Annotated in this window: 23 protein-coding genes and 6 pseudogenes; 19 read left to right on the top strand and 10 right to left on the bottom strand. The window is 59.5% G+C overall.

Annotated elements, in window-relative coordinates; all coding sequences use genetic code 11:
- Positions 1-154 precede the first annotated feature (154 nt).
- From PY650_RS11005 to PY650_RS11015, 3 genes and pseudogenes are all read left to right on the top strand, one after another.
- Positions 155-628 carry a MarR family winged helix-turn-helix transcriptional regulator gene (locus tag PY650_RS11005; protein ID WP_285879244.1) on the top strand — a complete coding sequence of 158 codons (474 nt, stop codon included), beginning with the start codon at positions 155-157 and terminating at the stop codon, positions 626-628.
- Between the two features lie 174 nt (positions 629-802).
- Positions 803-1033, top strand: a pseudogene (locus PY650_RS11010) (transposase family protein); the annotation flags it as partial.
- A pseudogene (locus PY650_RS11015) lies at positions 1018-1692 on the top strand (adenine nucleotide alpha hydrolase family protein); the annotation flags it as partial. The pseudogenes PY650_RS11010 and PY650_RS11015, both read left to right, overlap by 16 nt.
- A 27-nt stretch (positions 1693-1719) precedes the next feature.
- Here the strand turns inward: PY650_RS11015 and PY650_RS11020 are convergent.
- Both PY650_RS11020 and PY650_RS37680 read right to left on the bottom strand, forming a co-directional pair.
- On the bottom strand, positions 1720-2151 hold the full coding sequence (locus PY650_RS11020) for a recombinase family protein (protein ID WP_490390926.1): 432 nt from the start codon (positions 2149-2151) through the stop codon (positions 1720-1722).
- On the bottom strand, positions 2087-2365 hold the full coding sequence (locus PY650_RS37680; RefSeq protein WP_490390927.1) for a recombinase family protein: 279 nt from the start codon (positions 2363-2365) through the stop codon (positions 2087-2089). Before PY650_RS37680 ends, PY650_RS11020 begins: the two co-directional genes overlap by 65 nt.
- A gap of 228 nt (positions 2366-2593) precedes the next feature.
- Here PY650_RS37680 and PY650_RS11025 point away from each other — a divergent pair, with 228 nt between their 5' ends.
- The 3 genes from PY650_RS11025 (at position 2594) to PY650_RS11035 (ending at position 3538) form a co-directional block, all read left to right on the top strand.
- Positions 2594-2905 (top strand): type II toxin-antitoxin system RelE/ParE family toxin, encoded by a 312-nt coding sequence (locus PY650_RS11025; RefSeq protein WP_285879334.1) that lies wholly within the window; start codon positions 2594-2596, stop codon positions 2903-2905.
- A 13-nt stretch (positions 2906-2918) separates the two neighbouring features.
- Positions 2919-3200: a helix-turn-helix domain-containing protein gene (locus tag PY650_RS11030; protein WP_285879245.1), complete on the top strand. Its 282-nt coding sequence runs from the start codon at positions 2919-2921 to the stop codon at positions 3198-3200.
- Between the two features lie 131 nt (positions 3201-3331).
- Positions 3332-3538, top strand: coding sequence for an IS1096 element passenger TnpR family protein (locus PY650_RS11035; RefSeq protein ID WP_285879246.1), 207 nt, complete (start codon positions 3332-3334; stop codon positions 3536-3538).
- A gap of 183 nt (positions 3539-3721) precedes the next feature.
- Here PY650_RS11035 and PY650_RS11040 read toward each other — a convergent pair whose 3' ends face one another.
- Positions 3722-4705 (bottom strand): hypothetical protein, encoded by a 984-nt coding sequence (locus tag PY650_RS11040; RefSeq protein ID WP_285879247.1) that lies wholly within the window; start codon positions 4703-4705, stop codon positions 3722-3724.
- A gap of 224 nt (positions 4706-4929) precedes the next feature.
- Here PY650_RS11040 and PY650_RS11045 point away from each other — a divergent pair, with 224 nt between their 5' ends.
- Positions 4930-5667 carry a plasmid pRiA4b ORF-3 family protein gene (locus PY650_RS11045; protein ID WP_285879248.1) on the top strand — a complete coding sequence of 246 codons (738 nt, stop codon included), beginning with the start codon at positions 4930-4932 and terminating at the stop codon, positions 5665-5667.
- On the opposite strand, the gene PY650_RS11050 is transcribed toward PY650_RS11045, so the two are convergent.
- Positions 5648-6454 (bottom strand): tyrosine-type recombinase/integrase, encoded by an 807-nt coding sequence (locus PY650_RS11050; RefSeq protein ID WP_285879249.1) that lies wholly within the window; start codon positions 6452-6454, stop codon positions 5648-5650. The two genes, PY650_RS11045 and PY650_RS11050, sit on opposite strands and share 20 nt — an antisense overlap.
- A 141-nt stretch (positions 6455-6595) precedes the next feature.
- Between PY650_RS11050 and PY650_RS11055 the strand changes: the two genes are divergently transcribed.
- The 3 genes and pseudogenes from PY650_RS11055 to PY650_RS11065 all read left to right on the top strand — a co-directional run bounded on the left by PY650_RS11055 (position 6596) and on the right by PY650_RS11065 (position 9673).
- The gene (locus PY650_RS11055) at positions 6596-7996 is read left to right on the top strand and encodes an ISKra4 family transposase (RefSeq protein WP_285879251.1); all 1401 of its coding nucleotides are present in this window, start codon (positions 6596-6598) and stop codon (positions 7994-7996) included.
- Between the two features lie 23 nt (positions 7997-8019).
- Positions 8020-8313: pseudogene (locus PY650_RS11060) on the top strand (helix-turn-helix domain-containing protein); the annotation flags it as partial.
- Between the two features lie 187 nt (positions 8314-8500).
- Positions 8501-9673, top strand: a complete 1173-nt coding sequence (locus PY650_RS11065; RefSeq protein ID WP_285879252.1) for a Fic family protein — start codon at positions 8501-8503, stop codon at positions 9671-9673.
- Between the two features lie 118 nt (positions 9674-9791).
- Here the strand turns inward: PY650_RS11065 and PY650_RS11070 are convergent.
- From PY650_RS11070 to PY650_RS11080, 3 genes and pseudogenes are all read right to left on the bottom strand, one after another.
- Positions 9792-10192, bottom strand: a pseudogene (locus tag PY650_RS11070) (plasmid pRiA4b ORF-3 family protein); the annotation flags it as partial.
- Between the two features lie 110 nt (positions 10193-10302).
- On the bottom strand, positions 10303-10599 hold the full coding sequence (locus PY650_RS11075; protein WP_285879254.1) for a type II toxin-antitoxin system RelE/ParE family toxin: 297 nt from the start codon (positions 10597-10599) through the stop codon (positions 10303-10305).
- Positions 10596-10862 carry a type II toxin-antitoxin system ParD family antitoxin gene (locus PY650_RS11080; RefSeq protein ID WP_285879255.1) on the bottom strand — a complete coding sequence of 89 codons (267 nt, stop codon included), beginning with the start codon at positions 10860-10862 and terminating at the stop codon, positions 10596-10598. Before PY650_RS11080 ends, PY650_RS11075 begins: the two co-directional genes overlap by 4 nt.
- 366 nt (positions 10863-11228) lie before the next feature.
- Here PY650_RS11080 and repC point away from each other — a divergent pair.
- Positions 11229-12297, top strand: a pseudogene (gene repC, locus PY650_RS11085) (plasmid replication protein RepC).
- Between the two features lie 1456 nt (positions 12298-13753).
- Here repC and PY650_RS11090 read toward each other — a convergent pair.
- Positions 13754-14053 (bottom strand): hypothetical protein, encoded by a 300-nt coding sequence (locus tag PY650_RS11090; RefSeq protein WP_285879256.1) that lies wholly within the window; start codon positions 14051-14053, stop codon positions 13754-13756.
- Between the two features lie 448 nt (positions 14054-14501).
- Entirely contained in the window at positions 14502-15707 is a 1206-nt protein-coding gene (locus tag PY650_RS11095; protein ID WP_285879257.1) for a polyhydroxyalkanoate depolymerase, read from the bottom strand.
- Positions 15708-15822: 115 nt separating this feature from the next.
- Between PY650_RS11095 and PY650_RS11100 the strand changes: the two genes are divergently transcribed.
- Complete coding sequence (locus PY650_RS11100) at positions 15823-16476, top strand: glutathione S-transferase (protein WP_285879258.1); 654 nt, start codon at positions 15823-15825, stop codon at positions 16474-16476.
- A 248-nt stretch (positions 16477-16724) separates the two neighbouring features.
- Here PY650_RS11100 and PY650_RS11105 read toward each other — a convergent pair.
- Positions 16725-18123, bottom strand: a pseudogene (locus PY650_RS11105) (ISKra4 family transposase).
- A gap of 191 nt (positions 18124-18314) precedes the next feature.
- On the opposite strand from PY650_RS11105, the gene PY650_RS11110 reads away from it, so the two are divergent.
- The 7 genes from PY650_RS11110 (at position 18315) to PY650_RS11140 (ending at position 26308) form a co-directional block, all read left to right on the top strand.
- Positions 18315-19655, top strand: coding sequence for an NAD(P)/FAD-dependent oxidoreductase (locus PY650_RS11110; RefSeq protein ID WP_285879259.1), 1341 nt, complete (start codon positions 18315-18317; stop codon positions 19653-19655).
- Between the two features lie 485 nt (positions 19656-20140).
- The gene (locus PY650_RS11115; protein ID WP_285879260.1) at positions 20141-21355 is read left to right on the top strand and encodes an acyl-CoA dehydrogenase family protein; all 1215 of its coding nucleotides are present in this window, start codon (positions 20141-20143) and stop codon (positions 21353-21355) included.
- A gap of 69 nt (positions 21356-21424) precedes the next feature.
- Complete coding sequence (locus PY650_RS11120; RefSeq protein WP_037115670.1) at positions 21425-22228, top strand: enoyl-CoA hydratase-related protein; 804 nt, start codon at positions 21425-21427, stop codon at positions 22226-22228.
- 39 nt (positions 22229-22267) lie between these two features.
- Positions 22268-23494: a CaiB/BaiF CoA transferase family protein gene (locus tag PY650_RS11125; RefSeq protein WP_285879263.1), complete on the top strand. Its 1227-nt coding sequence runs from the start codon at positions 22268-22270 to the stop codon at positions 23492-23494.
- A 52-nt stretch (positions 23495-23546) separates the two neighbouring features.
- Entirely contained in the window at positions 23547-24341 is a 795-nt protein-coding gene (locus PY650_RS11130) for an enoyl-CoA hydratase (protein ID WP_285879265.1), read from the top strand.
- 78 nt (positions 24342-24419) lie between these two features.
- A complete protein-coding gene (locus PY650_RS11135) occupies positions 24420-25355 on the top strand; it encodes an SMP-30/gluconolactonase/LRE family protein (protein ID WP_285879268.1) in 936 nt (311 codons plus the stop codon).
- Positions 25356-25357: 2 nt separating this feature from the next.
- The gene (locus PY650_RS11140; protein ID WP_285879270.1) at positions 25358-26308 is read left to right on the top strand and encodes a 3-hydroxyacyl-CoA dehydrogenase NAD-binding domain-containing protein; all 951 of its coding nucleotides are present in this window, start codon (positions 25358-25360) and stop codon (positions 26306-26308) included.
- Positions 26309-26343: the final 35 nt, after the last annotated feature.

Here is a 26343-nt window from a genome sequence, read left to right on the forward strand (position 1 = left end):
GCCCCCCGTGGTCGGCCCTATGCCGTTCACGGGAATTCTCTCAGGAAGCGATTGCTCGTCCGCCTCTCCTCCATGTCACAGTGCGGTTCGGCCCGCTTGCGATTTGTTGGATTTTGGAGGATTAGAAGCGTCAATAGGAGCGGACGACGCGAGCATGGCAGAATATTGCGACATCGGAGAAGCGGACCCGCGGGCGGGCTATCAGGTGACCGAGCAGGTTGGACATCTGTTGCGCAAGGCCTATCAGCGACATCTTGCGATTTTCCAGGAAAATGCTAGCGATCCCGACCTGACCTCCGTGCAGTTTGTCACCCTTTGTACGCTCCACGACCGTGGCCCGAGTTCGCAGGCCGAGCTGGTGAAGGCAACCTCGGTCGATCAGGCAACTATTCGCGGCATCGTGGAGCGCCTCAAGGCGCGTGGTCTCATCAATCTCTCCAAGGATGCTGCCGATGGCCGCAAGGTTATCATCTCGCTGCTGGCGAAGGGTGAAGCGGTCCTGCGCTCTATGTATCCGAACGCGCATATCATCAGCGAAAAGACGATGGGACGGCTTAACCCTGCCGAACGGGTCGCGCTACTGTTCCTGTTGAAAAAGATCACGGAAGATGAACCGGGCGAAGACTGAGATGCGGCCATGTCGTATCACCAACGCGGATGATAACCAATGGCTCATCTGGATGAGACTTTTGACCAGTTGGAAGCTGAGCATCGGGCTCAACTGGCAAAAGCCAAGTAGGGTGGCTCATCCTCACTTTGTGTGATTCATCTGCTGGTAGGAACAGTGTCACTATGGGCGGGCATGCGAACGAGATCAAATTGGTCGCCCGTTCCGAGTATTAAAGGGCAGAGCGTCGTATCCAACGGTGATGGCGATTGGGTTGTGTCTGCTTGCGGGCGATCTTCTGGGAAATGCCCAGATTGCCAGCACCAGAGCAGAAGTCGGCACGGCTGGTCGTATCGCAGCCTTCAGGACCTGCCGGTCCAAGGCAAGGTAGTGACGATAAGGTTTCAGTTGGAAAGATCCTGGAGGACCCGTCGGAGATCGCACCTGCCTATGTCTATCGGCGAACAGTCGACCCTCTGAATGCGCCGAGTGAGCCGGAGACCGTTGTTATCGGTTTTGAGAAAGGCGATGCAATTTCCGTGAATGGCATCGCCCTAACGCCTGCTGCACTTCTGACAGAACTCAACAGGCTGGGCGGCAATCATGGGATTGGGAGGGTTGATCTGGTTGAGAACCGGTTCGTCGGGATGAAATCCCGTGGTGTCTATGAGACGCCCGGCGGCACGATCTTGCTTGCTGCTCATCGCGGGATTGAATCGATCACGCTCGATCGCGCTGCGGCTCATCTAAAGGACGAGCTCATACCGCGTTACGCCGCGCTGATCTATAGCGGCTTCTGGTTTTCCCCGGAGCGGGAGATGCTGCAGGCCTTGATCGATCAGAGTCAAACCTTTGTCAGCGGCGAGGTCACACTCAGGCTCTACAAGGGCTCAGCAAACGTGGTAGCCCGCACTTCGTCTAGCTCGCTCTATTCGATGGATCAAGTCACCTTCGAAGAGGGCTCTGGTGCATACGACCATCATGATGCCGAAGGCTTCATCAAGCTCAACGGGCTGCGTCTGAAAAGCTGGGCTGCCCGCAACGGTAAAGCGCGGCCGGGCCTCCGCGGATCAGAGCTTATGTAGGGTTTCTGTTCTGTGCCACTCAGACCCCTAAGTCACGCCGAGGACACGCTTTCCATAATCTCTGAGTTCGCCCTTGGGACCGACATACCGGTAGAGGGTAACGCGCTCGATGCCGAGATCCTTGCACAGATCAGAAACGGAAGTGTCGCGTTGCGCCATGGCGGCCTGTGCGAGACGCACTTGCGCTTTGGTGAGGGCGAACTTTCGGCCGCCTTTCCTGCCTCGTGCTCGTGCGGCGGCGAGCCCCGCCATGGTGCGCTCGCGGATCAGGTCGCGCTCGAACTCGGCCAGGGTCGCGAAGATGCCGAACACCATGCGGACGCTGTCGTGGTGTCGATCTGAGCACCCTTTCCGGTCAGCACACGCAGGCCGATATTCAGATCCGATAGATCTTTCACAGTGTTGACCAGATGGGGCGAGCGACCGTCCGAGACGATAGCTTCCAGACCACCGGCACATCGCCGTCCCGTAGGGATTTTAGGCAGGCAGCTAGCCCGGGTCGATCATCACGACTGCCGGAAGCGCGATCCTCATAGATGTTGTTCTGCTCGACGCCGGCAGTGTGCAGGGCGTCGTGCTGCAGGTCGAGGGATTGAGAACCATCGGCTTTGGAGATGCGGGCATATCCCATCAGCGATAAACGATCCGTGCACCAACGCCAGTCAAGCGGCAAAGGTGCCTCCCGGGCCGTCCTCCGCTCCGCTACGGCCCTGCGGGTGACTATCGCTGCGCGTGACGGTGCGCACGAACTATCGGGACGGGGAACATCGTTCCGCGCTACGCGCGGGTTCGATCTCGCCTCCGGCGGATCGAACAGGGAACTGAGGTGGCAACATTGGATTTCATTGCGATTTGGCTTGTCGGCCTATACTGGTTTTGATATAAAATGTTCATGGCGGACATGAAGCGGCTCGAATTTCTCGGGGATTCCCTGGCACAGTTACGTGAGTTTCCCGAAGCGGCGCGGAAAGAAGCCGGCGTTCAGCTCCACAAGGTTCAGCAGGGAATTGAGCCGAGCGACTGGAAGCCGATGGCAACCGTCGGGCAGGGGGTGCGGGAAATCCGCATCCGTGACGATGCCGGCGCATTTCGGGTGCTTTACATCGCCAAGATAGAGGATGCCGTCTATGTGCTGCACGCCTTCCAGAAGAAGACGCAGCAGACGGCCAAGCGGGATTTGGACATAGCCACATCCCGCTTGCGGCAAATCTAGCGGAGACGTGACGATGGAACGGCAGAGCTTTGAAAATGTCTGGGATGCATTGGAAGACACCCCGGCCGAGGCAGCGAACATGACCATGCGCTCCAACCTGCTTATCGCGATCGAGCAGCGCGTGCGAGGCTGGAATGTGACCCAGGCCGAGGCGGCGCGCCGTCTCGGAATAACGCAGCCTCGTCTCAACGATCTGTTGAGGGGCCGGATCACGAATTTCAGCCTCGATACGCTCATCAATCTGGCAAGCCAGGCGGGTTTTTCCGTTCGGCTCGATATTGCTGAGGCTGCTTGACATAATTTCGTTTCGCACCCCAACCCCGGCCATGCCACAGGCTCGCTACGCGCGTAGGGAGCATGAGGATTTGTGGGGCGGGATGAAACGGCGTATGCCTTCGTTCCGGAGTTTGGGCGGAGCGGTCAGGTGTGAAGAGGGCAAAACGGAAGGCGGCAAAGAGCCGCGGGAAGACGCCCGGCTCGGAAGATGAAGTCTTTATCCTGCAATTTCGCATCTGGCTAAAGGACGTGAACCCGATGGTGTGGCGTAGGGTTCAGGTAGCCTCGACGATGACGTTGCGCGAATTTCATGGCGTTCTTCAGGTCGCGATGGGATGGGAAGGAATCCAAGTGTGAGGCAAAAAAAGTTCGATCTCGATCAGCGTTGCCGCCGCGGCAAGCCGTACTGGCCCGGCCGTGAGAGGGGCCACTTGGACTCGGGCCGTGAATGACCGCTGCCCGAAAGTGTCTGTGCTCCCACTCAACGTTCGGGTGTTGGCTTTTGGGTCCCCAGAGCGTTTAACCGATTCGCATGTCACCTCACCGACCAGTTTGAGCGCCCATAATAAGGTCAGCAACAGTTCCAGGCTTATCAGTTTTCGGAAGTTCGACCCGAAGCCCGGCCGCACGAGCCCAGGCGGTTGCGCCCGATCTCAACTCATCTTTTTCTGTATCGCTGAGGTTCACAGGAGCCAGCTCCGAAAGTGGTTCAAAGATCTGCGGAATCTTTCTGATTGCGCTGAGCAGATAGTCTCCCCTTGTCCCACTACGCGTGAGACCTTCTGATTCTTTGGGTTTTCCGAAGACCTTCGCGGCCTTGTCGAACTCCAACAGATAGCCTGCGATCGCGGCGTCACGATCCCGGGCGATCAGTTCCGAACCATAGATGGTGCGTTGAAGTTTCCGGAACGCTGTCTGTGCGGCACCCTCCGGTCCTTCAAACGCCTCCATCACTTCCTCCCACTGCGCACCCAAAAGATCGGGCGCGGTCCCACCTGCCTCGATGACAGTCTCCCGCCGCTGGACGGCTAGAAGGCAGTAATCGAAATCGGTAACCAGTGGTGAGTCAATCTCTTCACCAGTCCGGAGCCGCGCTCCCGACACGAATAGCTTGTCCTTGTACGGCGAATTTTCCGGCGCGTTGGAGACGAGCAGATACCCACTTGTCTTCAGCATATTTCCATGCAGGGCTTCGACTTGCGGCGTTACCCCCTTGATCCCGAGCAATTCGCTGAACCCCGAATACACTTTTTCGGCGACAGCAAGTGCCGGCGCGAGCGCGCCGCCTAATGCTCCGCTGACGCTTCCCATCACGTTGAGCAAGGTGCGCGCAATGTCGTCGCCAGGCACAGCATAGAGGCCGATAAATGCCTGGAGATTGGCGAGCGACACCGGCATTAGACGCACGATCTCGATATCGCGAAGCTCGACCCATCCGGGACATACACTCTCGTCATCGCTCGCGTCCGTCTGGATTTCCTTCAGACGCTGCCGGATGGTATTTGGCCCGAGAGAGAACGGCACAGTCTGCGGCTTTCCGCGGGAACGAAACTCCGCCAAGCATAGGAACAAGGGCAATACCTGCTGTGCGAATCGGCGCGAATCTGCCAAGTGAAGACCGGAAAGCCGCAGGGTAAAATAGCACTCACCTGGCGTGAACTCCCTGCCATCGACCAAGTCGGCGTCGAGAGCATGAGGAAATGTGTGGCAGGTGGATGGTGTGGATGAATTCGGTATAGATTTGACCGATGACTATCGTTGAGACCTCTTTGAAACCGCCCCGCAAGAAACGTTCCCCATCATCTACGACGAGCGAGACTGCGACGCCCGATAACACGGCGTCGGTCCTGCAATTTCGGGTCTGGCTGAAGGGGTTGAGCCCAATGGTGTGGCGCCGGGTACAGGTTCCATCGATGATGACCTTGCGGGAGTTTCACGGCGTTCTCCAGGTCGCGATGGGTTGGGACAGCATCCACCTCTATCAGTTCATCGTGCACACGGTTCGCTACGGCTCATGGGAGTTGACCGCCGAGTCCGCCGACATTGTGCTTGACGACCTGAAGCTGAGCAAGGGCAGCCGGTTTTTGTATGAATATGATCTCAACATTCCCTGGGAGCATGAAGTCCGGCTGGAGGACCGCCTCGCTTACGCACCTCGAAAGCGCTATCCCTGTTGCATTGGCGGCGATGGCAATTGTCCTCCGGAGGATAGCGGCGGACCGCAAGTCTGGATGGAGCGAGTGGACGAGGCGCTTGGCTATGAGCTGGATAACGATTTTTCCACAGTGCTGGAGTTCATCCAAGAGATCAGTGAAACACAGTCTTTCGCGGCTCTGAAGGATCCGGAGCGCGCCGAGGAGTTACGCGAAACGCTTTTCCGGATTGAAGACCGCAAGGCGTTGTTGGGAAGGCCGTTCGCGCGGCGGAAGGTGAACGAGCGCCTGCGGCAAGACGAGCATCTCACGCTCATGTATCAACAGATGTGACCTCTGAGCCGCGTTCGTTTGCGAGAAGATCGGCGGCAAGAAGGGCAGCGTCGTCACCTTGGTGATGCTGAATGCCGGTGAGTAACGACCGCGCCGCCGGTGCGGTGACCCGATCGAACTTGCGGCGCAGGGTCGCCGCGGTCGTTTCCGCATAATGCCGTGTCGTCGTGATGTTCTCGTGGCCGAGGAAACGCTGCACGTCGGTAATGTCCATCCCGAGCCATAACAGTTTGGTGGCCATGGTATGGCCAAGCAGATGCGGATAGACCCGTTTGGTGATGCCGGCCTTTCCGGCGACCTGCCGGACGATCTGGCCAACGCGCTGACGGCTGTAAGTATAGGGCAGCGGTCCGTTCCCACGTTCCCTGCTCTGAAACAGGGGGCCGGCACGCCTTGTACCGATATGAAGCCTGAGTATCTGCGCCAGCTCCCGGCGGATCGGCACCTCGCGGCGTTTTGATCCCTTGCCGCGCACGACGACAATCACGCGCTCCGCCAGGCTGACATCCTCAACGCGCAGGCGCGTAAACTCGGAAACGCGCAGGCCTGTTTCGAGCAATGTCTGGAGGAGCAGGCCTGTCGCACCGCTCGCCTCGTAGGCATGATCGATAAACCTCAGTTCTTCCTCGATCGTCAGCCGGTTGATCGACGTCCTTTTCTCCGGCGGCGCGGACAGACCAGCCTGTGCTCTGGCGCGTTTGATGACTGCCTTGCTCTGCAGGTAGTCGATACCCTCGCGGATCAGAATAGTTGCAATGGCGCTTGCGGCGCGATCGATAGAACTCATGCGATTTACCAGATGATTTCCGGATTGCTAACTGGTGAGAGATATCACTGTTTGCAGCCAATGCGGAGGGCGGAAATGCATGGTCGGGCCCGACCGGTTTTCCACTCCGCCCTTCTGGAAAACTCGTAGAAGAGGTGCGGCATGCAGGTTCGGATCGTCATGGAAATCATTGGTGAGGACAGCAGAATGATCGGCCGCGAGGTCGTCGCCGATCTGGAGAAAGTCACCAGGGGCGCCGAGGATCTCGGCCTGTCTCTGGCCGAGAGCAAGGCTCTGCTTGCAAACCTTCAGCAAAAGATGGTGGAGACCCAGGTGGAGCTATGGCTGACGGAAAATCGCCAGGCGGATGGTCGCCGGCTGCGGCACAAGGGCTATTACCCCGTCACCTTCCACACGCTTTTCGGCGATATCAGGCTTAAAAGTCCCCGATATGGATTGCCGGGCGGTGAGACGAGCAACGGGCCGGCGACGATCTCGCCGTTAAGGCAATTGATCCCGGATCACGTCGCGCCCGAGCGGCTGTATCTCGAAACGCGCTGGGCGTCGTTGGTGCCCTATGCCGCTGCGGCCGAGCTGCTCGTCGATGTGCTGCCGATCGACTGCGGCGCTAATGCCACGACAATACGGCAACATGTGATGCGAGCCGCCGGCCGGATCGAACGGGAACTGGCGGAAGAGCGGGTATCCTTCATGCAGGATTCCTGCCCGCGTGACTGGATGGACCTGCCCATTCCCGACGGCCGCATCGTCATCGGTCTTGATGGCGGATATGTACGCGACCGCGACGACCGCAAGAAAAACTTCGAACTGATCGTCGGCCGTTCGCTGCCCGAAGACGGCGAACCGCGCTACATCGGTTTCGTCCACGGTTACGACCTTAAGCCGCAGCGCCGCATCCTCGATCATCTCAAAAAGCAGGGCGTGCAGGCCAACCAGGATATCACCTTCATCACCGACGGTGGCGAGGAAGTCCGATCGCTCGCCGAGATGATCGCGCCGGCGAGCGAGCATGTCCTGGATTGGTTCCACATCACCATGCGCATCACCGTGCTTCGCCAGTTTGCCCAAGGACTTCGAAATCATGACGAGGACGCCGGCAACGATATGCTGGACACGTTCTCCCGAATCAAATGGTATCTCTGGCATGGGAACAGGTATCGGGCGCGGGAGGCGATCAGCGACTTGTATTGCGACGCCGAATGCGTGGAAGCCGATTATCCGAACATGCACAAATTCCTGACAGCGATCGGCGAATTCCAGTCCTACATTGCCGCGAACTACGCCAGCCTGATTAATTATGGCGAGCGCTACCGCTCCGGAGAGCGGATATCCTCCGCTTTCGTCGAGGCCACCGTCAACGCCGTCATCAGCAAGCGCTTCGCCAAAAAACAGCAGATGCAGTGGAGCCGGATCGGCGCGCACCTGCTCCTGCAAACCAGAGCTCAAGCCCTCGACGGCTCGCTACGGTCAACGTTCCAGAAATGGTATCCGGGCATGACAAACGACAATCACGACGGGGCCGAAAAGCAAGCGGCAGCCTGATTGCCACACAATTCCTCATGCTCTCCCGACTGCTGGCGATCGTTAACGGGATCATTGCGGCCGCCGAATTCGGGCTCAGGGAGCACGACCGGCTGGCGCTGGCGCGGACGTTGCTGGAGCGGCGCCTGGTCGGCCGGCGCTCCTCCTCAAATCTGCCGGGCCTGGTCGAGCTCGTTATATCTCGGCCACTGGTCTCGGCCGGCATGGTCGCCGAGACGCTCAAGGTGACGCCGCGGGCGGCGCTCAGGATCGTCGAGGAGCTTGGGTTGAGGGAGATGACCGGGAGGGGGAGGTTTCGGGCATGGGGTGTATTGTAATAAGCAAATAGCGACCTGACATCGTCCTCCAGGCTATCGCTGTACTCATAGTCGGTCCACGCTCTCTGGTTTCAGCGGAATCTGACTTATCGCAGACCGGCAAAAATACCGGCAAAATGATTGCTTGAGGGGCAACCTATCGCTATGTTCCTAAAGCGAAATCTAACGGCATAAAAAGCGGCAAAATATGGTCACCTTGGCGAGCATCGAACCACTACTTCCCGACAGCAACAGAGAGTTGGAAGACGTCGCCATCGAACTTACCTCGGCGGCGAATCGGTTCGCGGCACGGCTGCATCCGATTATGCGGGCGTCGGTCGGGAACCTCGTGCGTTCGATGAACTGCTATTACTCGAATCTCATCGAGGGACACAACACGCTTCCTATCGACATCGACCGCGCAATGGCAGGGGAGTATGCGCAGGAACCAGAAAAGCGGAACCTTCAGCTTGAGGCGCGTGCCCATATTGAAGTGCAGCAGCTGATCGATAGCAGCGAAATGCCTTTTCCTGTTCTGTCGCTCGACGGCATCTGCTGGATACACGGAGAATTCTGCCGGCGGCTACCCGATGAGCTGCTCACCGTCCGCAATCCAGACACGGGCGAAGAAATCAAAATGGTTCCTGGGCAACTTAGAACGCGGCATGTGAAGGTCGGCGAACACATTGCGCCGGAGCCTGACATGATCAGGCCGCTGATTGGGAGGTTTGTCGAGGGCTATTCGTTCAAGATGCTTTCCAAGTTGCAGAAGATCATCGGGGTTGGCGCATCTCATCATCGCCTCGCATGGATCCACCCGTTCTTTGACGGCAATGGGCGTGTCTCACGGCTATTTTCTCATGCGCTACTTCGAGATCTCGGAATCGGTTCGGAACTTTGGTCGGTGTCACGCGGCCTTGCGAGGAATGTCTCCGATTACAAGCGTTTGCTTGCCCAAGCCGATCAGCCCCGGCGGGGAGATCTCGACGGTCGGGGAAATCTAACGGAAGCCGGTCTCGCCGAATTTACCGTCTTCTTTCTGACCTGCTGCCTGGACCAGGTCACATTCATGGAAAGTCTTCTGAAGCCAGACGAGCTGTTGAACCGCGTCGAAGTGTGGTGCAACGAAGAAGTTCAAATGCAGCGGCTTCCAAAAGGCAGCTGGGTGCTATTGCGTGAAGCTATTCTTGCCGGTGAATTCGCTCGCGCGCAGGTACAAGGACTGACGGGATATCAAGAACGGCAGGCCCGCACAGTCCTATCCGGTCTATTGGACCGCGGTGTACTCGTGTCGCCCAGCCCGAAGGGAAAAGTCCGTCTCGGTTTCCCTGTTGAAATAATCGAGCGATGGCTCCCGCGTCTCTACCCGACCATTCAATAGTCAATCTCAACCGCAAAAATTCTTGCTTCAGCTTCAGCGGTGCCGAACAGGATTGCCGGTCAGAGAGATTCTTTTACATCAAACGCTCCTTTGACCTTTAAAGTGGCGGGCTGGATACTTATTGTCTCTCAAGAGTTGTATCGGGAGGGGCGCAGTGACGGGTAAGCTCATATTTATCGAAGGGCCGGATGGCGTCGGCAAGACCACGACCATCGACAATCTGAAGGCAAGACTGGGGCTGCGGCCTGAGCTCTATGAGTTCCTCAGCTTCCCGGGGATCTTTGTCCACCACCGACAAGTCGAACCATTCCGCTTCAAAGTAGCCGCCGCACCACCGGATGGTTTCGGCATACTCGGGATCTTCCTTGTCGGCGATGATCTCCAGAAATCGCTCATAACCGGAGACGCCACCAACATCTTCGGGCGGCCGCGCCCTTGCGCCGGCGATGCAACTTCCTTGTTTGGGCTAGAGGCGAGCGTCAGGAACTCCTCCACCACAACAGTGTGCCGCCAGCCATCCAGTCGACGAGGCGCTGGCGCAATCCGCCCGCGATGATGATGAGCCGCAGAGTGAAACCGCCTAGATCTGCTCTTTGAGCAGCCAATCGCCTCAGATCGACCGGCCCAAACTAATCACCGAACAGAATAGCGCCATAGTCGGTGGCGCCATGCACCACATGGATGATGACCACCTTCACGCTCTCTACGCGATAGAAGATCAGGTAGTTGCCGTGAACGCGCCGGCGGATACCGTGGTGCTCGTAGCCGGGAACGAGGGCGAACCCGTTCGGATTATCGACGAGATCCTCGCACTTGCTGCGCAGCTCCCGGACGAATGAGAGGGCGCGTCGGGGATTGTCCTGAGCGATATAGTCGGCGATTTGCTCGAGATCGTTTTCCGCCTCGTAGGAAAACTCGAGGATCATGCCGATTTTTCGGCCTTGTCAGCGATCGCACTGTATTTGGCCTCGAGTCGATCGAAGACATCGCTCGCCGGTTTGGTTCGGCCCGCGTCCGCATCGGCAATGCCGCGTTTGATGGAAGCATCCAGCGCGGCAAGCCGGGTTTCGCGGTCCTGGACCAGTCGTACACCTTCTCGCAGGACTTCGCTTTTCGAACCATAGCGACCTGTGTCGACGAGTTGCTGAATATAGCTTTCGAGCTGCTTTCCCAGATCGGCACTGATCATGCTGTTCTCCATCCGATGTGATGGAGATAAGATAGGCCCTTTATCAACTATTATCAATCCTCGTCGCAATCACCCGCATTCCAAATATGTGCGGTGACACAGGAAAGAGGAATGGAAGATGAAAAGGGGGGAAACCCGTTCGCAGATCAGTCCGCCGGTCGCCGCTTCCGCTCAACCGCCGTCTCCGCATCCCGGCCACTCGTCCCTCGCAGGGCTATCAGCCCCGCTCGTCCTTCGCGGCAGCGATGCTCGACCGCAGTTGCCCCCGGCCGCCCGCTCCGCGGTCCGGAAGGTGTCTTCAGGAAAGAATGAAGACAGGAAGGACCGGCAGACGCCGCGTCCCAGATCCCGGAAAATGAGCATCCCATGTATCTCATGAAGGTCGATCCGCGTGCGCTCAAGGACAATCCCGACAACTCGCGCCAGTCGAAATCGACGCCGCAGGCAGATGCGCTGCTGCTGGCGACGATCAAGGCTGTCGGTGTCATCCAGCCGCCCGTTGTCTTCCCCGAGCGCGACGGCGGAAATGGATTGGTCATCGAGGCCGGTCACCGGCGTCGACGCCAGGCTGTCGCCGCAGGCCTCGAGGAGATCGACGTGCTGGTGGTCGAGGCCGCCAACGACAACGGCGCCATGCGGTCGATGGTCAAGAACATCGCCCGCGAGCCGCTGAACCCGGTCGACCAATGGCGGGGGATCGAACGCCTCGTCGCGCTCGATTGGACCGAGGAAGCTATCGCGGTCGCCCTCACTCTGCCGGTGCGGCAGATCCGCAAGCTCCGGCTGCTCGCCAACGTCCTGCCGGCCATGCTGGATCACATCGCGAAGGGCGACATGCCATCCGAGCAACAGCTGCGCACCATCGCCGCCGCCGCGCTCGATGAGCAAAAGGAAGTGTGGAAGGCTCATAAGCCCAAGAAGGGCGAAACGGCGGCGTGGTGGTCGGTCGCCAATGCGCTTTCCAAGAAGCGGATGTACGCCAAGGACGCCAGCTTCGGCGACGATCTGCGGGAAGCCTACGGTATCGAGTGGGTGGAAGATCTGTTCGCCCGGCCGAGCGAAATACGTCGGCTGACGAGTGAGCCGATCAAGGCCTTCCCACTAAGTGTCGTACTGAAGGCATGCCCGACGATTTCTGATTATGGGCCGGGCGGCGCGATCGGAAACTGGCGCGATTTGATGTCGGCTGCGGTGGTCGTTCGATCCGTGCTGGGGGTGAGCCCGTCGGCCTATCAGGAAGCGTGCGAAGCCATGGGGGCCGGAGAATGCGGCGGCAGCGGTTGCCTGCATCTTGGAACGTACGAATTTCATCAACTCCGCCGGAGGCTACCTAAGGGATTTAACGCGGCGCAGTGAGCGTGGGGAATTCTCGCTTGCGCCGATGCTTATGGCGCTGTTGAGGGCCAACGGGCAGGGGAGTTTGAAGGTTGGCTAGAGCGACGGGTCGGCCTCGGGATTCGCTGAGGATTTCTCGCGTGGTCAGCTGACCACAGATCTAACAGATTGGAGAACAAGGACTTTCGAAGGAGCGACGAACTCTCATTCTGGTAAACACAATGCATTAGATTCACCAGGTGTGGCTGGCTTCGCGATGAGCGACATAGAGCCATTGCCCCCGCGGCATTTACAGGTTCCATGGCATCACAGGCATACAATGTCCACCTCGTCCAGAAGTCGGAAGTCTTAGCCGCTCCGAGCCGTTTCTTACCGATCGATGTCGCCTTTGATCGGCCGCTAGGTGGAATCTCCGAAGGAAACCTCGGCTTAGGAGGAAATCCGATCCCGTTGGCTTCCGCACAAAGGCTCTCTTTTCCAAACGCAGGATGTCATTGCGGAGCCTAGATTAGATTTCTTCAAAAGGCGTGGTTTTTTAACGATTTACATTTGTGGTCAGCTGACCACACGAGTAATTACTCGTCGACCCAAGCTGGCTTGGGCGGCCGACCCATCTTGATCTATCAGGCGAGACGGTCCGGAGCGGGGCCGGCAATCGTCAGCGGCGCGACATTGCCCGACCTGGACCCTGTCCCTTCCCGCGCGATGCACGGCATCATAACACGCGTTATGCATCGCGCTTCTAGCGATGCATATTGGCGCAGCTCTCTACCGTCAGTCCATCCTACGTAATCGCTTGCTCGCCCGAATGGGACTTGGCCGACAGTGCGGAGCGTAAAGGCGCCGCGGAGGCAGCACGTTATTTCTATCGCAGCCATCGCAAGGGTGGCGAAACCGCTAACGGCTGTCATAACCACGACGACGTCCGGCCAACGTGCGCGCGGGCCAAAAGCCGCCGCCACGCTGGGACCTGAGCTAGGGAACGGGCACGTCCTCGATCGGCCAACAGGCGCCAGGCAGTTCGCAGGGTCGTCAGAAGCAGGACGCCGATCCGCAAGGGAACACGAGCCAGCAGCGGGCGACCTTCGCGGCGTCGTCCGTTTGAGCTCGTTGCTTGTAGTCCGGTCGCAAACAGAACCATGATCGGCGCGGGCATAACCCGGTGCATGGCAATGGCGACCGATCCCGTATCGATGATCTTTACTCTTCAGAGGCATGGACTTTGCTTTCGTGCCGCCGTGCATCAGCCCGGTCACTCCCCGTCATCGAGGAGCTTTCGCTCGAGGCTTTTTCGTAGGAGCTGAAAGGACGCTACTCGACCCATGCCGCAATCCGTTCGGCGATAGTCTCGGGGGGCGTCGATGTACAGGAAGTGACCGACGTCGGGAACGACTTCCATCGCGTGCCGAGCGGCGAACCGATGTCGGTCGTCGACCTGCGGGGGAGGATGCAGCCGTCGTCCGCTCCGTGGAGCTGTAGCAGGGGCACCGCGATCGGCTGAGACAGGCGGCGCGACGCCCAAAGCATGCCGGGTCGCAGCATCTCCCGGTAGTACTTTAAAGGCGCTCGTGTAGCTCTGCCTGGAGAGCTGGATCAAGCGAGAAGCCGGGCGACCACTGACGCCAGAGGCGGTCGATGAGGGCGAGATCGCGGGCGGTGACGATCCAGCCGCTTCCTGGCAGTTGAAAGAGCCCTATGTACCAGCTCCGGCGCAGCCGAGCAGGGTGCGTCAGCCTGCCCATGAACGTGAGTGGGTGAGGGATTGCGAGCGCGAGGGCGCGTTCGATCGGCTCCGGAGCGGTGACGCAGGCATCATATGTGATCAGAGCGCCCCAGTCGTGGCCAATCAACTCCACGGGCCGCCCCGGAGACCAGCGGTCGATCGGGGCCAGCACGTCGCTGGTCAGGGCTGCGAAGTCGAACGGCCCCGCAGTCGGGGACGGCGCGTAACCGCAAAGCCAGGGTGCGACGACGTGACGTTCACGGCGACCGAGCTCGGCAAGCGAGCGTAATCCGCCATCGGCTACCCGCTTCTCAAAATAAGGCCAGCCGCATTTCGTGCGCTAGGTCCGTTTGAAATCAGGCAGTTATGAAATTTGTGTAAGCGGGTTTTAGGTTCGGATCCCATCAAGAGCTAGGTAAGCGGATCGGCATCTTCTTGGGATAGCCGGCCTGTACAAGCGACATTTCCCAAAGGCTGTGGCCGCTTTATTCGCCGGCGCTGATTGTCGGCCGTTTGCGTATCTGGAACCTGGTTGAAGGTCGTTACAGGGACGCAGGCCTTCAGACGGTCGGACGGGTCTCCTACTCCATCGCCAGGATCATGTTGCGCACGACAGGGTAGATCTCCTTCTCCCAGCGACGGCCGTTGAAGACGCCGTAATGTCCGACGTTGGCCTGCAGGTGGTGGCGCTTCAGGTGAGGGCGCAGCGAACGACAGAGGTCGTGGGCGACCGAGGTCTGGCCTAGGGCGCAGATGTCGTCGCGCCCGCCCTCGACCGTCAGGAGTGCCGTGTTGCGTATCAGGCCCGGATCCACCTTGCGCCCGCGATGGGTATACTCGCCCGTCGCCAGTTCGGCCTTCTGGAAGACGCGGTCGATCGTCTCGAGATAGAATTCTTCCGTAAGGTCGAGCACTGCGAAATATTCATTGTAAAAGGTCTTGATCTTCCCGGCTTCGGCCGTCTCGCCCTTTGCCAGGTGCTCGAAGAGCTTGCGATGGGCGGTCTGATGGCGCTCCATGTTCATGCTCATGAAGGCGCCGAGCTGGACGACGCCCGGATAGACCCGCCGCCCGCCGCCGGCAAAGCGCAACGGAACGCAGCTGATCAGCGAATTCTCGAACCATGCGAGCGATTTCGAGACGGCGAGTTGGTTGACCTTCGTGGGGCTCTCGCGCGGATCTACCGGACCGGCCATCAGCGTCATGGTTCTTGGCGTGGCGGCATGCCTAGCTTCCGACATCACGGCAACGGCCACGAGCGTCTGAACGCAGGGCTGGCAGACGGCAAGGATATGTCCGTCGGGGCCGATCTCCTCCAGAAAGCGGATGATATAGTCCACGTAATCGTCCATTCCGAAGTGACCGGCGGAAAGCGGAACGTCGCGCGCGTTGGCCCAGTCGGTGATATAGACGTCGTGGTCGCGCAGCAGCGTCTGAACCGTGCCCCTCAGAAGTGTCGAGAAATGGCCGGAGAGCGGGGCGATGACGAGCACCCGTGGCCGTCTCGTATCAACGTCCGCAGAAAAATGCAGCAGCCTGCCGAAAGGCAGATCGAGGGCTGTCCCCAGGGTGATCGGCACATCGCGCTTGCCGATCGTCACCGATGTTATGCCGAAGTCCGGACGTTCGTGGGTTAGCTGGAACCGGGAGATCATCTCCATCGCCGCCTCGAAGTAGCGGCTCAGGTCGCCGCTCCAGAAGCTCGAGGAAAGCATCTCGAGGCGTCGCGCCCAGTCGCGCATCGGGGCGAGGAGGTCTTCCTGGAACTGATAGGCTTGGTAGAGCATGACGCATCTCCTGCATCGCAAAAGAATTTCGCGATGCAAAAATGCTAGTGCAATATTTCTTGCGATGCGAGAAGATTGTCTGCGAAAGCAATATTGTTCGAAGGATGTGGGTAGAATGACGCAAGCGACACTGACGATTTCCTCGAAGAACTATTCCTCGTGGTCGCTGCGCGGCTGGCTCCTGTGCCGGATGGCAGGGCTGGATTTCACCGAAGTGCTCGTCGAACTGGATGACAATGCCCGCCAGGAGCTTCTGCTGCTTTCGCCCTCGGTGCTCGTCCCAAGACTCACACACGACGATGTCACCGTGTGGGATACGCTGGCGATTGCTGAATATCTGCACGAAATCGCTCCAAAGGCCGGCCTCTGGCCCGCCGCGCAGGCAATACGCGCCCGCTGCCGATCCGTCTCCGGCGAGATGCATTCGGGCTTCCACAATCTGCGTTCGGCACTGCCGATGAACTTGAAGTCAAAGCACGAGAGCTTCAAGATCTTCTCGGGCGCGCGGCCGGATGTCGAGCGCGTGAAGACGATCTGGACCGAATGCCTGGATGCCAGCGGCGGCCCCTGGCTCTTCGGTGGTGCTCCGACCGTTGCCGACGCCATGTACGCGCCGGTCTGCGCGCGTTTCCGCACCTATGCCGTGGAACTCGAACCGCAACTGGCAGCTTACTCCGACACCGTCTTGTCCTGGCCGCTCATGATCGAATGGACAGCCGGCGCGATCGCCGAACCGGACGAAATCGTCGAGCTGGAAGTGGAATTCTGAGCGGCCGGGACTATCGAGCCTGTCCTGGCTGAAACATAGCGCATTGTATGGGCTGAAGAATGCTCATTATCAGCGGAGCCTTTACATCGCTCCGTCGGTTTGGCGCACCCGTGAAGGGGAGCGGGAAAAAGCTGTGGGGGAGCATATAACGCTGACCGGAGAATATCGATGGCCGCCGTTAGGGTAGTATATCGCCCCCTCCCGCAAACCGCCCCATTCACGCGGGAGCATGAGGATTTGTGGGGCGATCATGCGGCGTGGGCTGTTTCGTCGATCTCTTGATTGTCGTTGGCCAGGCCTGGATACCACTGCCGGAAGGTCGAGCGCAGGGAACCGTCGAGGGTCTGCGTTCGGGTTTGCAGCAGAAGATGCGCACCAGTCCTGCTCCATTACATCTGTTGCTTCTTGGCAAAGCGCTTGGAGATGACGGCGTTGACGGTCGCCTCAACAAAGGCCGGGGAGATGCGCTCTCCAGAGCGATAGCGCTCGCCGTAATTGATCAGGCTCGCGCTGTTGGAGGCGATGTAGGCCTGGAACTCGCCGATGGCGCTCAGGAACTTGCGCATGTTTGGATAGTCCGTTTCGAGACCTTCCGCGTCGCATTGCAGATCGGCAATTTCATCACGGGCACGATAGCCGTTGCCATGCCAGAGATGCCATTTGATCCTGCGTAGGCCCTGAAGCATATCCTGCCCAGCCTGCTCGTCGTGGTTTTCGAGCCCCTGCGCGAACTGGCGAAGGACCGTGATGCGCATGGTGATATGGAACCAGTCGAGGACATGCTCGCTCGCCGGCGCGATCATCTCGGCGAGGGAGCGAACTTCTTCGCCGCCATCGGTGATGAAAGTGATATCCTGATTAGCCTGAACGCCCTGCTTTTTGAGATGATCGAGGATGCGCCGCTGCGGCTTAGGGTCGTGGCCGTGGACGAAACCGAAGTAGCGGGGATCACCCTCTTCAGGCAGCGAGCGGCCGACAATCAGCTCGAAATTCTTCTTCCGGTCGTTGCGGTCGCGGATGTATCCGCCATCCAGGCCGATGACGATGCGGCCATCCGGAATGGGCAGGTTCATCCAATCGCGCGGGCAGGCATCCTGCATGAAGGACACCCGCTCTTCCGTCAATTCCCGCTCGATACGGCACGCGGTGCGCAGCGCATGCTGCCGGACTGTGGTGGCGTTGGCGCCGCAATCAATCGGCAGCACGTCAGCCAGTAGTTCGGCCGCGGCGGCATAGGGCACGAGCGAGGCCCACCGGGTCTCCAGGTAAAGGCGTTCAGGTGCGGTGTGGTTAGAGATCAGTTTCCGCAAGGGTGAGATCGTTGCTGGGCCGTTCCCTCCGGCCGTCCGTGGCAAGCAATAGCGCGGGCTCTTCAGCCGGACGTCGCCGAACAGCTTATGGGGTGACGGGATAGCTTCCCTTGATGCGCAGACGGCAACCATCCAGATCGCGGTTTTCCCTGAGCCACAATTCCACCTGCGTCTCCACGATCGCCTGCTGCAATTTGGCTAGCAGGGTCTTCGCCTCCGACAATGACAGTCCGAGATCCTCGGCACCTTTCGTCACCTTCGCCAAATCCGCAACGGTCTCGGTCGCGATCGTCTCGCCGTCATCATCCATCATATGCAATACCAACCGCGCCCGCATGTCCTCTTCCCGCATCGAGTTTTCCAGAATGGCAGGGGCGATTTTCAATGGACGGTTCTGAATGCGGCAGTCCGCTTCGTGTTACAGCAAACGCTTACAAGCGAAAGGTTCCCTCGAGAGCTACACGGATTGCTGGGTCGACAGATTAGATAATTGCGCGACCTCCAATTCAACATGAGGTCGTGAGCGTGATGTTGACCAAGACCCATCTCTTCGAGAATCGTGGCCCGGACGAAAGGCCGCGCATCGTGATCATAGGTGCCGGTTTTGCCGGAGTTGCAGCCGCGCGGGCGCTCCGGAAGTGCGATGCGGAGGTTCTGCTTATCGATCGGCGCAATCATCACATTTTCCAGCCGCTTCTTTACCAGGTGGCGACCGCAGTGCTGGCGCCGTCTGAGATCGCCGCGCCGATCCGGCAGGTTGAGGCGAAGCAAGCCAATCTGAATGTGGCGCTGGGCGAGGTCGTCGGCGTCGACCTAAACCGTCGCACGGTTGAAGTCGTCAGTCCCGGGATTGGCGTTCGCGAGGTGCGGTTCGATTTCCTCGTGGTTGCCACAGGCATGCGCCCGAGCTATTTTGGTCATGACGAATTCGCGGCTTATGCACCTGGGCTCAAGAATCTCGCGGACGCCGAGACGATCCGCACGAAGATCCTGAGCGCCTTTGAAATGGCCGAGGCGACCGATGATGAAAACGAGCGCGCTCGCTACATGAACTTTGTGCTCGTTGGCGCCGGACCCACAGGCGTCGAGCTCGCGGCGTCGCTTGCAGACATGGTGCGTGTCACGCTGCGCAGAAATTTCAGGCAGATCGATCCGGCAATGAGCACGATTACCCTGCTCGAGGGCGGCGATCGGGTACTTCCGAGCTTTGCTCCATCCTTGTCAGAAAGGGCCGCCCGCCACCTTGCGAGGATCGGCGTGACGGTGATGACCGGCGTCAAGGTCGAGAACGTCGATGCACACGGCGTCATCGCAGGCGGAAAAAGGATTGAAAGCGCGACCGTTTTGTGGACAGCAGGCGTAGCGGCATCGCCGATCATCAAGCTGCTCGATGTCAAGACCGACCGGGCGGGCAGGGCATTGGTCGAGCCTTTCCTCAATCTGCACGGCTGGCCATATGTATTCGTCACTGGCGACACCGCGTCCATACAGCAGGACGGGCGACCCGTGCCCGGCGTCGCGCAGGCGGCCATCCAGCAGGGGCGTTATGTTGGACGCCTAATCGCCGATCAGATCAGGGGGCGCGAACCAAAGCGCCCATTCCGGTACCGAGACAAGGGCAACATGGCGGTCGTCGGCAGGAACTACGCCATCCTGGAGGCTGGTCATCTGAGAATGAGTGGCTTCCTCACCTGGCTTGTATGGGTTTTCATCCACCTGATGGCGCTGCCGCAGATGCAGAACCGCTGGAGAGTTCAATCGCAATGGCTATGGTCGTACCTGACTGGCCAGCGCAGCTCGCGGCTGATTTCGGAAGCGCCACAATCCCCGAACGTTGCGGTCACGGCAAAACAAACAATCGCGCCATGATCCGTTTGGCACGAGTGAGTGACAACCTCGCACCACGATCATGCCGCTGATCGAATGTGACGTAACGGTTAAAACTTCTTGGTCATCACCCGCGCTGCTCCGCCGCGCGGGTTTTGTCGTCAGGCCGAGGGAAGGGGAAAGTTTCGGATACCTTTCACCTTGCGCGATCACCCGCTTGGTTAGGAGTTGGCAGGCAATCGACGGTGTACCTAAAATCGTCACCTCCATAAGCGGTCACTGCAATATCGTCGGCAGCCGCACGGCAGCCTTATGGAGGTCAAGTCTTTGAAGTCGTCAACGAATGCACCCCGATGGCCCTCACGTTCATTTCCCCGCTGAGTGAACGGATGCTCGAAGGCGAAAATGAATAAGGCACGGACGTCCTCCCTGCCGCAGAGTTCGCCAAGAAGAAAGTGCAGACGGGAGCCATAGTCATCCTCGTACTCATTTCGAGAAATCGAGAAATATCGAGCAGGAGAACGAGAATGGCACTCGCAACCATGGAAAACAGGCAAGCGAAGCCCTTACCCGCGCCGAACAGCGACTTCTACCAACTGGCCGACGTCCTGACTGCCAACGAAATGGCGATCGTCAAAAAAGTGCGGACCTATATGGAAACCAAGGTCCAGCCGATTATCAACAAGTACTGGTCGGAGGACGCGTTTCCTTTCGAACTGCTGCCTTCGTTCAAGGAACTGGGCTTGGGCGGCTTGGGGTATGAGGGCTACGAATGCGCCGGCGGCAGCCAGAAGCTCTTCGGCTTTGTCGCAATGGAGCTAGCCCGCGTCGACGCCTCGTTCTGCACCTTCTTTGGTGTGCATAGCGGCCTGGCAATGGGGTCTATCTATCTCGACGGATCGGAAGAGCAGAAGCAGAAGTGGCTGCCGCCAATGGCGCGTTGGGAAAAGATCGGCTGCTTCGGCCTCACTGAACCGCTGGTCGGTTCGGGAACGAGCGGCGGGCTGACCACGACCGCCAAGCGCGAGGGCGACACCTGGGTACTCAATGGTGAGAAGCGTTGGATCGGCAATGCGACGTGGTGTGACGTTTCGATCATCTGGGCGCGTGACATCGCCGACAACCAGGTGAAGGGCTTCATCGTCGAGAACAAGACGACGCCCGGATTCAGTGTCGAGAAGATCGAGCACAAGATCGCGCTCAAGGTCGTCCAGAATGGCGTGATCACGTTGAAAGACGTGCGGATATCGGAAGAGAACCGACTGCAGGGCGGCAATTCGTTCCGCGATACCGCGCGCGTGCTCAGGATGACGCGCTACATGGTCGGCTGGGCCTCGACCGGTATCCAGATGGGTGCTTTCGAGGCAACATTGAAGTACACGCAGGAACGCCTGCAGTTCGGCAAGCCGATCGCTTCGTTCCAGATGGTGCAGGATATCCTTGCCAAAATGCTCGCGAACGTCACCGCCTGCCAATGCCTGATGGTCCGCCTGGCGCAGATGGACGACGAGGGCAAGCTCGCCGATCATCACGCCTCGTTGGCGAAGGCGTTCTGCACGGCAAAGTCGCGCGAAACGGTTTCGTGGGGCCGAGAGCTGCTCGGTGGCAACGGCATCGTCACCGACTACAATGTCGCGCGCTTCTTCTCGGACGCCGAAGCGCTCTACTCATACGAGGGCACCTATCAGATGCAGAATCTGATCGTCGGTAAAGCCATCACCGGGCTTGGTGCATTCGTGTGAGCAATGGCGAGCCACCGGTCCGCCTCCCACCGTGGCTCGCCCCCTTCCCTGAACAGGAGTTTTATCATCATGGCTTCGGAAAACGCGGGCCTGACGCTCGCAAACGTCCTCTATGAGAAGAAAGGCAGCACTGCCTATGTCACTGTCAACCGGCCGAAAGTCCTCAACGCCCTGAATACGCCGACATGGTCGGACTTGCGAAAGGCCTTCGAGGACGCCCGCGACGATGCCGCCATACGCGGCGTCATTCTGACAGGTGCCGGCGACAAGGCTTTCATCGCCGGTGCCGACATAAGCGAACTCGCGCAGGTCACGGCCTTCGAGGCTGAGCAGTCCAGCCGCTTTGGCCAGGGAGTCCTGGATACTATCGAGAGCCTTGGCAAGCCGGTCATCGCCGCCGTGAATGGCTTTGCGCTGGGTGGCGGCTGCGAGACCGCGATGGCGTGCACCATCAGGATCGCCGTGGAGTCCGCCAGGTTCGGCCAGCCGGAAGTCAAGCTCGGATTGGTCCCCGGCGGTGGCGGCACGCAACGTCTGCCGCGGCTGGTCGGCAAGGGGAGGGCGCTTCATCTTATCCTCTCTGGCGAGATGATCACTGCACAGGAAGCGTATCGGATCGGGCTGGTCAACGAGATCGTTCCGCCTGCCGAGCTGATCACCCGCGCCGAGGCAATCCTACAGAACATTGCATCAAACGCCCCCATTGCCGTCAAGCTCGCGCTCGAGGCGGCCAATATGGGGATGGAGACAAGCCAAAACGAAGGGCTGCTGCTCGAGGCCTCCTATTTCGGGCTCTGCGCCGCAACCGAGGACAAGAAGGAGGGCACGACCGCCTTCCTCGAAAAGCGCCTGCCGCAGTTCCGCGGACGGTGAAAAACCCGACGCATACGGCAATTCAGAAAGGATGCCCCCATGGCAAGCGACAACATTTTCTCCGGACTAAAGGTGGTTGACCTGGCGAGCTTCATCGCCGGTCCAGGTGCAGCGGTGATCCTGTCCGACTTCGGCGCCGATGTCATCAAGGTTGAGCCGCCCACCGGCGACACTTGGCGTATCGGATACAAGGTCCCGCCGCAGCCTCGCGCCAAGGACAATTATCCATGGCATCTCAACAATCGCAACAAGCGCGGATTGGCGCTCGATCTGAAATCGCCCGAGGCGAGCCAGGTCCTGCGGCGGCTGGTCGAGTGGGCAGACGTGGTGATCGTGAATACGCCGCACCCCGCGCGCGAAAAACTAAAGCTCGGCTATGAGGATGTCTCCCCGTGGAATCCGCGCCTGATCTATGCCGACGTCACCGGCTATGGCGACAATGGACCCGACGCGCAGATTCCGGGGTTTGATATCACCGCCTATTGGGCAAGAAGCGGGCTCTTGTCGATGACGCGCGATGCCGGCGCCCCGCCGACGCTGCCGGTTGCCGGCAGCGGCGATCATTCAACGGCAGTCAGCCTCTATTCCGCGATCGTTACCGCGCTCTATCGACGGGAAAAGACCGGAAAAGGTTCGTATGTCACGACATCCCTGCTTGCCTCCGGTGTCTGGGCCTGCGCGGTCTATAACCAGGCGGCGCTCGCGGACGCGACTTTCTATCCGCTGCACGATCGCGCCAATCCGCCCAACGCCACCCTCAACGTCTATCGTGCCCAGGACGATGTCTGGTTCTTGATAGTGCTGACGCCCGACAAATGGCCGGCGTTCGCCAACGGGATTGGCCGCCCGGACCTAATATCCGACGCCCGATTTGCCGATCCGGCCAAGCAGGCGGCGAATTCCGTCCAGTTGACGGCTATCCTGGACGAAACATTCGCCGCACGGCCAATGGCCCATTGGCACGATCTTTTCGAGAAGGGTCATCTTACCTTCGGCGTCGTGCATTCCCCCGCAGAGGTGGCCAAGGATCCGCAGCTCAAGGCGAACGATATCGTCGTGCCGCTCGAAGGCGCCGGCGGCCATCTCGATTTCACGGTTAGCAGTCCCCTCAACATTCACGGTGTTGCCAAGGTACCGGCGCGACGCGCTCCGGAGCTTGGCGAGCACAGCGAGGAAATCCTCCATCAACTCGGCTTCGGGCCGAAGGAGATTGAAGGGTTGCACGCCAGCGGCACCATTCCGAATGCCCGAGGACACGCCGCATAGAGGGAGCCACTAGAGCCCCTTAATCTTACCCCCATTGCTGGGGAACGGAGAGATGAAGACGATGGACGATATAGTTGTCGAACATTCCGAAGGCGTGCTTCGTGTTGAACTGAACCGCCCGGAAAAGATGAATGCGATGACGTCGAGCATGTATGTGAAGCTCGCGGACATCTTTAATCAGGCGGCCGAGGATGAGAGCGTCCGCGTCGTGCTCTGGCACGGCGCCGGCGAAGCCTTTGCCGCGGGCAATGATGTGAAGGACTTTCTACAGAATCCTCCTGGCGCGGGAGAATCTCCGCAGGCCCGCCTCATGAATGCGCTGGTGGATTTCGAAAAGCCCTTGATCGCAGCGGTTCACGGAGTCGCGATCGGAGGTGGAACCACAATGCTGTTGCATTGCGACTTTGTCTACGCGGCAGAAAAAACCAGGTTCCAGATGCCCTTCGTCAATATCGGCGTGGTGCCTGAGTTTGGGTCGTCATGCCTTCTGCCGCAGGCGATCGGGCACCTTCGCGCCTCTGACTTGATCCTGCTGGGATCGTCGTTCGACGCCGGACGGGCTCACGAATTGGGATTGGTCACCGAAGTCGTACCCCATGAAACCCTGCTCGCGGTGGCAACTGAGACGGCAAGGCATCTGGCAGCCAAGCCGGCTGGGGCGCTGCAAGCCTCCAAGCGGCTTCTGAAGCAGCCGTTTGTCGAGCACATCAGGACGGCAATGAAGGCCGAGAATGAGGCATTCAGCGTCCAGGTCCGTTCGGACGAGGCGAAGGAAGCACTGACCGCCTTCCTGGAAAAGCGCCCGGCTGATTTCACCAAAACCAGAAGAATCGCAGCGGCCAAGTAGCAGGCCGCCGCCGGGTGACATCGGCGATGTCGCTGGAGCAGAGACACATTGAGACCTGATCTCAGAAAGGAAAAAGCTATGACTGACGATGTCGCGACGAAGTCTAAACCAGTATCCGGCCAAAAGGGCGCGGTCGGGCGGCTGTTCGTGCTCGAACTGAGCGGAGGGCGTATCCATTCGATGAAACCGGACGGCTCCGATAAGAAGGTGATTGCCAACGGCTGCCATCTTCCTGATGGCGTCGTGGTCGATGTCGAAGCCGGCCATATCTACTGGACCAATATGGGCGTGCCCAACCTCAACGACGGCACCATCGAGCGGGCCGACCTCGACGGCGGCAATCGCAAGTTCATTGTTCCTCAGGGCATCACGCACACGCCAAAGCAGATTCATCTGGAGAAGCGCAGCGGCAAGCTTTATTGGTGCGACCGCGAGGGCATGCGGGTGATGCGCGCAAATCTCGACGGCACGAATATCGAGACGCTGGTCAAGACTGGCGAAGGCGAAGATGACAGCCGCGACGCGACGAAGTGGTGCGTCGGGATTACCGTCGATCCCAAGCGCGGGCAGATCTACTGGACGCAGAAGGGGCCCGATAATGCCAGCCTAGGCCGCATCTTTCGAGCTGGCATTGACGTACCCAAAGGCGAGAACGCCGCCAGCCGAACCGACATCGAAACATGGTTGGACGGGCTGCCAGAACCGATCGACCTCGAACTCGATCTGGAAAGCCGGGTCCTTTATTGGACCGATCGCGGCAACCCTCCGCTCGGCAATACCGTCAACCGTGCCTCGGTCGATGCGCCGGGACACGAACCCGAGATCATCGCCGGCGACCTGATGGAAGGCATCGGCATCGCGCTGGACGTGCCCGGCAATCGGATGTTTGTGACCGACCTCGGCGGCTCCGTCTATACCGCAAAGCTCGACGGCTCCGAAATGCGTCCATTTCTCTTCGCCCAAGGCAATCTGTCGGGCGTCGCATACGTCGAAATCCCTTCAAAGGAGAAATAACCATGGCTGGCAACAAGCCGATCACTCAGATCACAATCATCGGTACGGGCGTCATCGGCGCGAGCTGGGCGGCGCTTTTCCTGGCCAAGGGCCTCGATGTCGTGGCGACGGACATAGCTCCCGGTGCCGAAGCCTCGTTGAGGGATTTTGTTCACGCGGTTTGGCCCGCGCTCGAAAGGTTGGGCCTGGCGCCCGGGGCGTCGCCGATGCGGCTGATCTTCACGGCGGATTTGGCCAAGGCCGTGAAGGGCGCCGATCTGGTGCAGGAAAATGGACCCGAGCGCATCGACTTCAAGAAGAAGCTCTACGCTCAACTCGATGAATTGCTACCCTTCGAGACGATCATCGCGTCGAGCTCGTCCGGTCTGACTATGAGCGAGATCCAGTCCGCTTGCCCGTTCCATCCCGAGCGCTGCGTCATCGCCCATCCTTTCAATCCGCCGCATCTGGTTCCGCTCGTCGAAATCGTCGGCGGGGCGAAGACGTCCGAGGCGACGATCCAGCGCACTGCCGAATTTTATGCCTCTCTGGGCAAAAAGACCGTGCGCCTTCACAAGGAAGTGCCCGGACATGTCGCCAACCGGCTGCAAGCGGCGCTCGCTCGCGAGGTGTATCACCTGGTCGGCGAGGGCGTGGTCAGCGTTGCCGACGTCGACACAGCGGTCTGCTGGGGCCCCGGATTGCGCTGGGGCATCATGGGTCAGGTCCTGCTCAATCATCTCGGTGGTGGCCAGGGCGGTATGGAGCATTTCCTGCATCAGTTCACCGGGCCGATGACCGCCTGGTGGAAGGTTCTCGGCACACCGGAATTGACGCCGGAGTTGCAGCAGAAGCTGATCGACGGCGTTCATGCAGAGGTGGGCTCGCGCTCGATCAACGACCTGGCCGCGGAGCGCGACGAGGTCCTGCTCGGGCTCATCGAATTGCGTGCCAAGGCCGAAGCAAGGGCTTAGCCGAAATCGGTTGAACATTTCTCCAAGGATGTCGT

Source organism: Martinezella calliandrae, assembly GCF_030272695.1.
GTDB lineage: Bacteria > Pseudomonadota > Alphaproteobacteria > Rhizobiales > Rhizobiaceae > Rhizobium > Rhizobium calliandrae.

What these genes read in the sequence shown, in the direction of transcription:
- PY650_RS11005 (WP_285879244.1), top strand. Translation starts at nt 155, where the DNA reads ATGGCAGAATATTGCGACATCGGAGAAGCGGACCCGCGGGCGGGCTAT.
- PY650_RS11020 (WP_490390926.1), bottom strand. Translation starts at nt 2,151, where the DNA reads ATGTGCCGGTGGTCTGGAAGCTATCGTCTCGGACGGTCGCTCGCCCCA.
- PY650_RS11025 (WP_285879334.1), top strand. Translation starts at nt 2,594, where the DNA reads ATGAAGCGGCTCGAATTTCTCGGGGATTCCCTGGCACAGTTACGTGAG.
- PY650_RS11030 (WP_285879245.1), top strand. Translation starts at nt 2,919, where the DNA reads ATGGAACGGCAGAGCTTTGAAAATGTCTGGGATGCATTGGAAGACACC.
- PY650_RS11045 (WP_285879248.1), top strand. Translation starts at nt 4,930, where the DNA reads ATGACTATCGTTGAGACCTCTTTGAAACCGCCCCGCAAGAAACGTTCC.
- PY650_RS11050 (WP_285879249.1), bottom strand. Translation starts at nt 6,454, where the DNA reads ATGAGTTCTATCGATCGCGCCGCAAGCGCCATTGCAACTATTCTGATC.
- PY650_RS11055 (WP_285879251.1), top strand. Translation starts at nt 6,596, where the DNA reads ATGCAGGTTCGGATCGTCATGGAAATCATTGGTGAGGACAGCAGAATG.
- PY650_RS11065 (WP_285879252.1), top strand. Translation starts at nt 8,501, where the DNA reads ATGGTCACCTTGGCGAGCATCGAACCACTACTTCCCGACAGCAACAGA.
- PY650_RS11075 (WP_285879254.1), bottom strand. Translation starts at nt 10,599, where the DNA reads ATGATCCTCGAGTTTTCCTACGAGGCGGAAAACGATCTCGAGCAAATC.
- PY650_RS11080 (WP_285879255.1), bottom strand. Translation starts at nt 10,862, where the DNA reads ATGATCAGTGCCGATCTGGGAAAGCAGCTCGAAAGCTATATTCAGCAA.
- PY650_RS11095 (WP_285879257.1), bottom strand. Translation starts at nt 15,707, where the DNA reads ATGCTCTACCAAGCCTATCAGTTCCAGGAAGACCTCCTCGCCCCGATG.
- PY650_RS11100 (WP_285879258.1), top strand. Translation starts at nt 15,823, where the DNA reads ATGACGCAAGCGACACTGACGATTTCCTCGAAGAACTATTCCTCGTGG.
- PY650_RS11110 (WP_285879259.1), top strand. Translation starts at nt 18,315, where the DNA reads ATGTTGACCAAGACCCATCTCTTCGAGAATCGTGGCCCGGACGAAAGG.
- PY650_RS11115 (WP_285879260.1), top strand. Translation starts at nt 20,141, where the DNA reads ATGGCACTCGCAACCATGGAAAACAGGCAAGCGAAGCCCTTACCCGCG.
- PY650_RS11120 (WP_037115670.1), top strand. Translation starts at nt 21,425, where the DNA reads ATGGCTTCGGAAAACGCGGGCCTGACGCTCGCAAACGTCCTCTATGAG.
- PY650_RS11125 (WP_285879263.1), top strand. Translation starts at nt 22,268, where the DNA reads ATGGCAAGCGACAACATTTTCTCCGGACTAAAGGTGGTTGACCTGGCG.
- PY650_RS11130 (WP_285879265.1), top strand. Translation starts at nt 23,547, where the DNA reads ATGAAGACGATGGACGATATAGTTGTCGAACATTCCGAAGGCGTGCTT.
- PY650_RS11135 (WP_285879268.1), top strand. Translation starts at nt 24,420, where the DNA reads ATGACTGACGATGTCGCGACGAAGTCTAAACCAGTATCCGGCCAAAAG.
- PY650_RS11140 (WP_285879270.1), top strand. Translation starts at nt 25,358, where the DNA reads ATGGCTGGCAACAAGCCGATCACTCAGATCACAATCATCGGTACGGGC.